At 39.2% G+C, this 8,457-nt stretch carries 10 protein-coding genes; 5 read left to right on the top strand and 5 right to left on the bottom strand.

Features of this window, described 5'->3' with window-relative positions:
- Window positions 1-5: 5 nt before the first annotated feature.
- Together ribF and murJ are read right to left on the bottom strand one after the other, a co-directional pair.
- Entirely contained in the window at window positions 6-932 is a 927-nt protein-coding gene (ribF, locus tag AN390_RS05345) for a bifunctional riboflavin kinase/FAD synthetase (protein WP_004588357.1), read from the bottom strand.
- 84 nt (window positions 933-1,016) lie between these two features.
- Window positions 1,017-2,555: a murein biosynthesis integral membrane protein MurJ gene (gene murJ, locus AN390_RS05350; RefSeq protein WP_055253146.1), complete on the bottom strand. Its 1,539-nt coding sequence runs from the start codon at window positions 2,553-2,555 to the stop codon at window positions 1,017-1,019.
- Window positions 2,556-2,849: 294 nt separating this feature from the next.
- On the opposite strand from murJ, the gene rpsT reads away from it, so the two are divergent.
- Entirely contained in the window at window positions 2,850-3,110 is a 261-nt protein-coding gene (rpsT, locus tag AN390_RS05355) for a 30S ribosomal protein S20 (protein ID WP_004588355.1), read from the top strand.
- A gap of 111 nt (window positions 3,111-3,221) precedes the next feature.
- On the opposite strand, the gene AN390_RS05360 is transcribed toward rpsT, so the two are convergent.
- Window positions 3,222-3,605, bottom strand: coding sequence for a response regulator (locus tag AN390_RS05360; protein WP_004588354.1), 384 nt, complete (start codon window positions 3,603-3,605; stop codon window positions 3,222-3,224).
- Between the two features lie 102 nt (window positions 3,606-3,707).
- Here AN390_RS05360 and AN390_RS05365 point away from each other — a divergent pair, with 102 nt between their 5' ends.
- The 3 genes from AN390_RS05365 (at window position 3,708) to smrA (ending at window position 5,208) form a co-directional block, all read left to right on the top strand.
- Window positions 3,708-4,145 (top strand): hypothetical protein, encoded by a 438-nt coding sequence (locus tag AN390_RS05365; protein WP_055253147.1) that lies wholly within the window; start codon window positions 3,708-3,710, stop codon window positions 4,143-4,145.
- Between the two features lie 106 nt (window positions 4,146-4,251).
- Complete coding sequence (locus tag AN390_RS19860; protein ID WP_083901815.1) at window positions 4,252-4,497, top strand: hypothetical protein; 246 nt, start codon at window positions 4,252-4,254, stop codon at window positions 4,495-4,497.
- A gap of 129 nt (window positions 4,498-4,626) precedes the next feature.
- Window positions 4,627-5,208, top strand: a complete 582-nt coding sequence (gene smrA / locus AN390_RS05370) for a DNA endonuclease SmrA (RefSeq protein WP_024032280.1) — start codon at window positions 4,627-4,629, stop codon at window positions 5,206-5,208.
- A 149-nt stretch (window positions 5,209-5,357) separates the two neighbouring features.
- On the opposite strand, the gene AN390_RS19935 is transcribed toward smrA, so the two are convergent.
- Together AN390_RS19935 and AN390_RS05375 are read right to left on the bottom strand one after the other, a co-directional pair.
- On the bottom strand, window positions 5,358-5,489 hold the full coding sequence (locus AN390_RS19935) for a hypothetical protein (protein WP_257125150.1): 132 nt from the start codon (window positions 5,487-5,489) through the stop codon (window positions 5,358-5,360).
- A gap of 96 nt (window positions 5,490-5,585) precedes the next feature.
- Window positions 5,586-6,506, bottom strand: a complete 921-nt coding sequence (locus tag AN390_RS05375; RefSeq protein ID WP_055253148.1) for a glyoxylate/hydroxypyruvate reductase A — start codon at window positions 6,504-6,506, stop codon at window positions 5,586-5,588.
- Window positions 6,507-6,668: 162 nt separating this feature from the next.
- Here AN390_RS05375 and AN390_RS05380 point away from each other — a divergent pair, with 162 nt between their 5' ends.
- Window positions 6,669-8,375, top strand: coding sequence for a lysophospholipid acyltransferase family protein (locus AN390_RS05380; protein WP_055253149.1), 1,707 nt, complete (start codon window positions 6,669-6,671; stop codon window positions 8,373-8,375).
- Window positions 8,376-8,457: the final 82 nt, after the last annotated feature.

Below are 8,457 nucleotides of genomic sequence, written 5' to 3' on the forward strand. Positions count from 1 at the left end.
GCTACCTAATTTAAACCAAAACACTGTTTTGCGGCGGCAACATCGGTTGCAATTTGTGCCGTTAACTGTGTTAATGTCTCGAATTTTTTCTCATCGCGAAGTTTTTTTATTAACTCCACGTGCATAAACTGTCCATATATATCTTGTGCAAAGTCAAAAAGATGAACTTCTAACAAAGCACGAGTTCCATTAAAAGTGGGCTTGTTACCAATATTGGCTACCCCATAAACGTGTTTTCCGGCAATGTTTGCTTTTACGGCAAACACCCCATTTACAGGGCAAACTTGGCGTTTAAGCGCTATATTTGCAGTCCGAAAACCAAGCTCTCGCCCTCTTTTCCAACCATGTATTACACGCCCTGAAATAGCATAATTATGCCCTAGCATTAACTTAGCATTTTCTAAGTCGCCTGCGGCTAATGCTTCACGTATTAGTGTGCTGCTTACTCTAGCATTTAATTGGCGAAAACTCGCGGTGCTTTTTACATCCATGCCCGCTTGTTTGCCCATACTGAGCAGTAAATTAAAATTCCCTTGGCGCTGTTTACCAAATTTAAAATCATCACCTACTGTGAGTGCTTTAACGCCTAGCTTTTTAATTAAAATATCACTAACAAATTGCTCTGCATGCATATTGGCAAATTGTTGGTTAAAGCTAATACAAATAACCCGCTCAATACCTAGGTTACTTAGTAATCTGAGTTTGTCGCGTAACCGAGTAAGTCGAGCTGGCGCATTGTTTTTAGCAAAAAACTCTTGCGGCTGCGGCTCAAATAACATCACAGTACTGGGTAAGTTATGTGCTTTGGCATCCGCTAACAGCCCTTTTAACACTTCGCCATGGCCTAAATGCACACCGTCAAAATTACCAATAGTCAACACACAACCATAATGTTGCGCTCGAATATTGTGTATACCTCTAATTAACTCCATGCCACCTAATGCCTTTTTCAGCGAGTATTATTAACGACTTTAAAATCGGTCAAAACCACAGGGCTGCCGATTATAATCTTTTTTTTAGTTTGATTCAGTAGTTGCTACACTTTTTATCGTATTTAGTCTTACACCAAGTAAAAACAGCACCGCAAAGTAACTTATTGCAGCAATTACTAGCAATACAATTAACAACATTACTTGCTCAGAAAAATGCCATGTAGCCCAATAATATCGGCTGCTGACGTACCACGTTAGAGCGCCCATTACCAAGCTTGCCACTATGCACTTTACGCTAAAGCGCAGGCTCATTGCAGAAAACTGATACACGTTTTCTTTTTTAAGTTGCCTGTAAAGTAAAAAAGCATTGCAACTGGCCGACATAGACGTTGCTAAAGCAAGCCCTAAATATCCTATAAACGGGGCTAACATAATATTAAATACCATATTAAGCACCAGCGTAATAATACCAATGCGCACAGGTGTTTTGGTATCTTGGCGCGAGTAAAAACCCGGCGCTAATACTTTAATAAGCATAAAGCTAACTAACCCTACCGAGTAGGCAACCACCCCTAAGCTTACCGCTTTAACATGATCAACATCAGCGTCTTTAAATGCACCGTGATCAAATAGCACAGTAATGATAAGCGGGCTTATAATCATTAAACCAACCATGGCGGGTATGCCTAAAAAAATCACAAAACGCACACCCCAATCTAACGTATGCTGAAAATCACTGAGCTTTTTACTGCTATGCAATTTAGAAAGTGCGGGTAAAATAACAGTGGCAATACCAATACCAAATAAACCAAGTGGAAACTCAATTAACCTATCTGAGTAATAAAGCCATGCGATAGAGCCCGTCATTAATAGCGAGGCAATCATGGTGTCGAGCAGGAGGTTAATTTGGCTTATTGAAACACCAAATAATGCCGGTAGCATAAGCTTACGCACTTTTTTAACGTTCTCGTCTTGCCACGCCCAGCGAGGACGTGCCAGCATTTTTGCTCGGTATAAAAATGGTAACTGAAACAACAATTGCACCACCCCGCCCACAAATACACCAATAGCTAACGCATACGCCCCCACGCTAAATTTGTCGTGCAATAAAATGGCGCAGGTAATAATTGAAACATTAAGTAATACGGGCGTAAAAGCAGCCACTGCAAAGCGGTTATACACATTCATTACTGCACCGCTAAGTGCTACCAAACTAACAAATAACAAATACGGAAAAGTTAACTTTAATAAGGAGCTTGCCAGCACAAATTTTTCTGCATTAGGGCCACCTTGCCACCAATCTATAAACCAGCCAGTACCAAATAACGCGGCAATAACAGGCGAGGCAATAACGCCAAAAATAGTCACGCAAAGCAAAATAGTGCCCAGCGTACCGGCCGCCTGTGCTACAAATAACTTAACTTTATCATCGCCATGGTGTTCTTTAATTTCACTAAGTACAGGCACAAATGCCTGGGCAAAGGCCCCCTCTGCAAATAGACGGCGTAAAAAATTGGGAATACGGTTAGCAAACAAAAAAACATCAGCAGCTGCACTAGCACCTAATAAGTTTGCAACGACAGCGTCTCGTACTAACCCTAAAATACGCGATATCATTGTCATACAACTTACAATCATACCGGAGCGAAATAATCCTTTTGACACCTTAAACCTACTTAAAAACCTTTAGTTAGCGCAATTATGCCACAGTCTTTTTTATAAATCGCTTTAAAGCACTAGGCTGGGCGTCTGTGCTTTGTTACAATAGCGATATTAACTGCTAAAGCGGCAAATTGATGTTCGTTATAAGGAGCAGTTTTTCTTGAGTTGTTAAATTTAAATTGACATTCATGATAAAAACAGGCATATTCCACGGCCTTTAATTTAAGCTTTATTTAAGATTGTTAGGAGCAAACCTTGGCTAACATCAAGTCTGCAAAAAAACGCGCTATCACTAGCGAAAAAAACCGTCAGCACAACGCAAGCCGTCGTTCAATGATGCGTACTTACTTCAAAAAAGTAACCGCTGCTATTGAAGCTGGCGATAAAGAAGCTGCACAGCAAGCTTTCTCTGTTGCTACACCTATCCTAGACCGTTACGCAACTAAGGGTCTAATTCATAAAAACAAAGCAGCTCGTCATAAGAGCCGTTTAGCAGCTAAAATTAAAGCGCTATAATTTGTTTTATGTTTAAAAAACCGGCCTAGGCCGGTTTTTTTATATCTAAAATTTGGTATTTAGCAATCCACTAAACTTTAAGCTGATTTAACGCATTACTATTAAAGCTGGTTAAACATTTTCCAAATCGGGATAAAACTTTTTCAACATGGCCGCAATTTTTTTAGGCGTAAATGGCTTAACCACAAACCCCTTAGCACCTTTATCAATGGCTTCTTTAACATTTTCTACTGCTGAATGGGCCGACACCATCACCACATTAGTTTCAGGGTTAATATCATTAATTTGCGCGATTAACTCTTTACCATCGCCGTCAGGCAGTTCAATATCTAAAAAAATCATATTGTAATTAGCTGCTTGGCATTCGCTAATGCATTGTTTAGCCGTTGAAGCCTCTTTAACGTTTTCTATTCCTAAGTGCATGAGCGTTTGGCTCAAAAAACTACGCACTGTGCTAACATCATCTACTATTAAAATTGATAGCTGCGTATCCATGTATCTTCCTCGTAGGCTAAAAGCATTGTATAAGTTATTATATAACTAGATATTTAATCATTTTATTATAGAGACCTACGCTCAAAAGGCCAGATTTGCTTTATGTCAAACAACACAAAAAAACAATCATTGCTTGGTAAAACACCACAAAAAAGAAAAACCCCTGTAAAAAAGCCCCGCAATAGACCGCAAACAGCACCGCAATCTTCAGCTAACTCAACATCAACCCCAGCGGAGCAGCCTGTAAAGTCTAAAACAGGGTTACTTATTACGCTGGCTATCATTTTTGCTGTAGTCATTATTTTTCCAAAACCAACTTTGCTCACCTATAAAAAATTAGGGTTAGTGAGCGAAAGTATTTATTGGCCTGGGGTCTTTGGATATGGCCGTACATTACTTGATTCAAACTTACACCCGCAGCTAGACGAGAAGCGCAATGCCCTTTATTTATGCGCAGATATGAAGGCGCCGCAAAGCTGTCAAAAGTACCAACTAATAAAAAACAATGGCTTTTTTGCAGCACTAGCTAGCTATATTTAGCCTTAAAAAAACTAATCTGAAAATTTAAAATTACTTGGTTGAAAGGTGTGCAAAAGATCAACATAATGGCGCTCCTTTTTTCAACAACTGAACTATTGAAACGACCATGCTAAATGAGCTAGATTGGCTTTTAAACACTGTATTACTTGCACTAGGTTTAGGTGCATTCTTTATTAACCACATAACAATACTGCGTGTTGCAGCGATTAGTGCTTGTGGTCTGTTATTTTTGTCTTTTAGCTTGGATTTAATGTCGTCGAGTGTTATTTCGAATATGAGTTTAGTGTTGATCAATACATTTTACTTGTTCAAAGTATATACGTTTGGACAATTTAATGTAACGCAGAGTTAACATTTCCCCTTAGAATATTTTATAGCCCAGCCTTGCTGGGCTTTTTTATTTGAAAAAATTAAAAGGCTTGGGGAACAGATTGAACTAAGATAAAATTTATCTCGTATTAATCCTCATTTAGGTCTTACTATGTCTTTATCTGATTTCGATTTATTTTTATCTTCTATGGAAGATGTAAAACCTATAAACCACGATACTGTAACTCCCCTTGCAAGTAATCCCAGTGCCACCCTTGCCCAACAAGAAAAACGCAAAGCTGCCGAGCTTAGCCTTGCGAATGACGAAAATTACTTACAATCTGAGCATGTAGAGCTTTTAGACCCGCATGCATTACTCAGTTTTAAAAAAGATGGCGTACAAAGCGCAGTATTTAAAAACTTACGCTTAGCTAAATACCAAGTTGATGCCACATTAGATTTGCATGGCCAATTACTCAAAAACGCACGCACAACATTATTTAACTTTATTACTGATTGCCACCAGCGAAACATTCGCGTTGTATTAGTACGCCATGGCATCGGTATAAAAAATAAAGCTAAGCCCGGTATACTAAAGAGCTATGTTAATAAGTGGCTACAGGCTCTACCCGCGGTATTAGCGTATCATACCGCTTTAAAGCACCATGGTGGCAGTGGCGCAACGTATGTGTTGCTTAAAAAAAGTGATGAGAAAAAGCATGAAAACCGAGAGATCCATGCTAAACGGTACTAATTAACTTATTTTACTAAATACCAGTAACGAAGCGCACTTTAGTAATTAAATGACCTAATGAAAGGTGGGTTCTCTTTAATTATCTGGCTTTATTAAGCCAAAAACAAATTAACAGAGCCCCCTTTTTTATAATGTGCCTACAAATACGCCTATTCACTTTGTGAAGTTTTGCTTTGTGGCACTTGATCGGCACTCGCTTGGTTAAACCAAGCAGACACGCCTAGCACTATAATAGAAACCACTACTAAACTTAGTTTTACTCCGCCTTGACTTGATTTCATACGTTACTCTTATTATTTTTATTTTAGTGACTAAACTTCACAATAATTAAAATTACAAATGTTAACAAGCTGTTTGTTAAACTGTTTTGCTATCTATTAATAACCTTTTGTTCTATTAACCCGATTATTTAATGTAAGGCCGCTTTTTAGGCGATTAATATTTTCTGCGATTTGCGCTGTTACGCTATTTAAATCAGATAACGCGGCGCAGTGTGGTGTAATAGTTATGTTAGCGTTATGCCAAAATGGGTGGTCGTGCGGTAGCGGCTCTTGGGTAAATACATCGAGCGTGGCAGCCCTTAACATTTCACTGTTAAGTGCGTCTATTAAATCTTGCTCTACTAGGTGCTCTCCTCTGGCAACGCTAATTACACACGCATGGGCCGGTAACTTAGCTAATAAATCTGCATTAATAATACCCTTAGTATCTTTTGTTAGCGGCAGTAGGCATACCAAGTAGTCAATTGTGGGCAGCATTTCATTAAGGCCTTGCTGCTGAGAATATAAATGCACCTGCTCATCACTTTTTTCAGTTTTTGACCAAGCGCTTACTGTAAAGCCATTCAGGGTTAGTTTTTTGGCGCACGCTTTACCTAGCTCACCAAAGCCTAAAATACCCACGTGATTATATTTATATGCACGCTTAGGTTTATAATTGCATTGTGATTGCTTAACAAAATACTCTTTTAAACGCAGCTTGTGCGCAAGTACATGGCCTAGCACGTACTCTGCCATATCTTGAGCAAGCTCAGTATCAACAATGCGAACCACGTCTACCTCTTTAGGCAATAAAGACATATTAATACTATCTACACCCGCCCCAAACGATGACACCGCTTTTAAGTTAGGTAATTGCTGCCACAAATCATCTGGTGCATTCCAGGCTAATACAAACTCTACATTGTTGAGCTTTTTACACTCTGGCCATTTCATTATCTCTTCATTGGGTAATAGCTCTTTTAGCTTTGCAATTAGCTTTGTATTATCTCGCCCGGTAATGGCTACTAATACCGACATAGAAGCTCCTAATTTTATTGAATAAATTTTATCTACACTAATAAACAACTGAGCAGCTCGTTATTTGCTCTTTAAAAAGTCACACAACTGCAAAGTAAATGTCACACCCTTTTTTTACTCTAAACAGGATGGCGAATAGGCCAAATTGTAAATGAGGTTAATATGATAAGCGTTGATAAAGTAATAGCTGCAAACTTACCACAATTAGAGAACTCCCCTAAAGTAAAAGGTTTAGTTAAAAAGGGGCTTGGCTACTTATTACATGAACAAGAATTTGTCGCCTTTGGCGATGCTTACCCCCATTTACAAGGACTAGAGTTTGTTGAACAAGTGCTTGATGAGCTTGACTTTGATACCCGCTATAAACCAAAACAAATTGAAAACATACCCAGCGAAGGTAAGTTAGTTATTGTGGCTAACCATCCCATTGGCTCGCTCGACGCACTTGCGCTGATAAAAGTACTTTCCAGCGTTAGGCAAGATTTAAAAGTGGTTGCCAATCGCATGCTAATGTCGGTCACCCCTATGCATTCATTGCTGTTGCCAGTAGATAATTTATCGGGAACCAGTAAAAAACAAGAATTAAGTAATATACAAAAACACTTAAAAGATGAAGGTGCGTTACTTATTTTCCCTGCGGGAGAGGTCTCGCGTTTAAGCCCTACCGGTATAAAAGATTGCAAGTGGAACAGTGGCTTTTTACGCATGGCTAAAAAAGCAAACAGCCCTATTTTACCTATTTATATAAAGGCCAAAAACAGCCCGCTTTTTTATGGCACCTCAATGATTTACAAACCACTTGCGAGCTTATTATTAGTAAAAGAAATGTTTAAGCAGCGACAAAAGTCATTAGAATTTGAAATTGGTGCTTCCATTCCGCCTGAGTCATATTTAATCGAAAACTTAAAAGATAAAGAAATCGTTAATCTCATTCGCAAGCAACTTTATCGCCTTACCACTAAAAAACCCCTTCCTCTTAAAACCCAAACCCCTATTGCAATACCCGAGTGCCGCAAAGAGCTTAAAAAAGCCATAGAGAGTTGTCAGTTATTAGGCAAAACACAAGATGGCATGCATATTCATTTATACCAGTACACTGGCAGCTCACCAGTGTTTAGAGAGCTTGGACGACTGAGAGAAATTGCCTTTAGAGCGGTAGGTGAAGGCAGTGGAAAACGCCGCGACATCGACAAATATGATATGGATTATCAACACTTAGTGCTATGGGATCCTACGCAGCTAGAATTAGTGGGGGCATATCGCCTTGCTTGTGCAAAGGAAATAATAGAGAAACATGGCCGAGAAGGCTTATACACCGATAGTTTATTTAGTTACACACAAGCAATGAAACCGTATTTAGAGCAAGGTATAGAGCTTGGCCGCAGCTTTGTGCAACCTAAATATTGGGGGCGTAAAAGCTTAGACTATTTATGGTATGGTATTGGCGCATTTATTAAAAACTACCCGCAATATCGTTACTTATTTGGCGCGGTGAGCGTCTCTAACGCCTTGCCTGAACAAGCAAAAGCCATGCTCGTGCATTACTATCAACATTATTATAAATCAGAGCAACACCTCGCCACCCCCAATAACGAGTTTAAATTAAGCGAGCAACAACTCACTCAGTGTAAAACTGTTTTTAGTGGTAACGATGTAAAAGAAGACTTTGTAGAATTAAAACATGTACTGGCCAATATGGGGGCACAAGTTCCTACGCTATTTAAGCAATATACAGAGCTGTGCATGCCTGGCGGCGTAAAATTTTTAAGCTTTAGTATCGACCCCGACTTTAACAACTGTATTGATGGGTTGGTGCTGGTAGATTTACAAAACGTAAAAGAAAATAAAGCCAAACGCTATTTAGGTTAGGGCGTGTTGAACTTTACGGATTGAAATTTGTTCAATCTAGGGGCGATTTAATCGCGGCGCGAGGTTTGTAACCTAGTGGGCT

It is taken from the genome of Pseudoalteromonas sp. P1-11, assembly GCF_001399995.1.
Lineage (GTDB): Bacteria > Pseudomonadota > Gammaproteobacteria > Enterobacterales > Alteromonadaceae > Pseudoalteromonas > Pseudoalteromonas atlantica.